The sequence below is a fragment of the Collinsella aerofaciens genome (assembly GCF_015670795.1).
GTDB lineage: Bacteria > Actinomycetota > Coriobacteriia > Coriobacteriales > Coriobacteriaceae > Collinsella > Collinsella aerofaciens_Q.
The window spans coordinates 1-1,573 of the sequence record NZ_JADPCJ010000062.1; the positions used below are offsets into that span (position 1 = coordinate 1).

Here is a 1,573-nt window from a genome sequence, read left to right on the forward strand (position 1 = left end):
AGACGATATGAGCAGGACATAAAAACATTGAGAGCCCCTGCTGCATGAAAGACCGCGGATTAGGCCGACAATGGTGAGTGTCTAATTCAGCCGCGGCGGCCACGCCGCATTCATGGAAGGGGCTCCCATGCTCGATACTACCACCTTCATCGGCCTCGACGTCCACGCCCGCTCGATAAAGGCCGTCTCCCTCGACGTCATGACCGGGGAGGTACGTGCCGCGACCTTCGGCTACGACGCCGGCGCCGTCGCGGAGTGGGTCCGTTCCGTGGACCCCAGGGCCAGGTGCGTGTACGAGTCCGGGGTCACGGGCTTCGACCTGCAGAAGAGGCTTTCCGGCCTGGGGGTCGACTGCGTGGTCGGCGCCGTCTCGAAGATGATCAAGCCCAGCGCGGACAGGCGCAGGAAGAACGACCGCAACGACGCCGAGTTCCTCGCCCGCATGCTGTCGGTCGGCAACGTGGTCGAGGTGTGGGTCCCCGACGACGAGTGCGAGGCCGCCCGCGACCTGACCAGGGCGCTCGAGGACGCGAGGGACGACCTCTCGCGCTCGAAGCAGCGGCTCTCCAAGTTCCTGCTCAGGCACGGGCTCGCCTTCGACGAGAGGACGCCCACCGGCCGCAGGAAGGGCAACTGGACCCGGGCGCACTGGTCCTGGATCGAGTCGATAAGGTTCGCGGAGAGGGCCGACAACGACGTGCTCGCCTACTACGTCGACGCGGTCAGGCGGGCGGCGGAGGAGAAGGCGAGGCTCGAGGGGCTCGTCGAGGCCGAGGCCCGCAAGCCCAGGTGGAGGAAGAGGGTCGACTCCCTCCGCTGCCTCAAGGGCGTAGACACCGCGTCCGCCGCCGACCTCGTGTTCGAGGCCGGCGAGTTCTCGAGGTTCAGGAATGCCCGCTCGTTCGCGGCGTGGGTCGGCCTGACGCCCTCCGAGCACTCCAGCGGGGAGAGCGACCGCAGGGGCGCGATCACCAAGGCCGGCAACAAGCACCTGAGGAAGACGCTGGTCGAGGCCGCGTGGCACTACCTGACGTGCTCGGGGCGGCCGAAGGACCTCGCCAAGGGCCAGGCCCCGGACCGGGTCGCCCGCAGGCATGCCGCCAAGGGCGTGCGGAGGCTGGTCGAGAGGCGGGAGGCGCTGCTCGCGCGCGGGGTCCACAACAACAAGGCGAACGTGGCCACGGCGCGCGAGCTCGCCTGCTGGGTGTGGGCGGTCGGCCTCATGGCCGAGGAGGCGTAGGGGGCCGGTCCCCCGCACATAAGCCGATCACCCCGGAAGCGGTTTGATCCGAAGCCGTTGAGGCGAACCTCAGGTCCCTTTTCTGCGAGCGCCCAGGGCGCCACACGCGTGCACAGACTGTCGGTTCGACGAAGAAGCCTCAGCCGTAGCAACGGATTGCCCAGCGAGAGATCGCCGCGGGCGGATATTAAACTGCAAAGACGAGCGTCGGGAAGACACGCCGAGGTCGCCGCGGACGGGTTGATATAGGGAGAGGGCCTGACCCCATATCGTTGGGGCCAGGCCCGATTTTGCCTCTTGACAATGTCCTGCTCATATTAAAAGGAACGTCCC

General features: G+C 67.2%; 1 protein-coding gene. It reads left to right on the forward strand.

Features of this window, described 5'->3' with window-relative positions:
* Positions 1-127: 127 nt before the first annotated feature.
* Positions 128-1,240, forward strand: coding sequence for an IS110 family RNA-guided transposase (locus I4W09_RS10245; RefSeq protein WP_230318784.1), 1,113 nt, complete (start codon positions 128-130; stop codon positions 1,238-1,240).
* Positions 1,241-1,573 lie beyond the last annotated feature (333 nt).

Bases quoted from the DNA above. Each gene is read 5' to 3' on its own strand.
- I4W09_RS10245 (WP_230318784.1), top strand. From the start codon at position 128: ATGCTCGATACTACCACCTTCATCGGCCTCGACGTCCACGCCCGCTCG.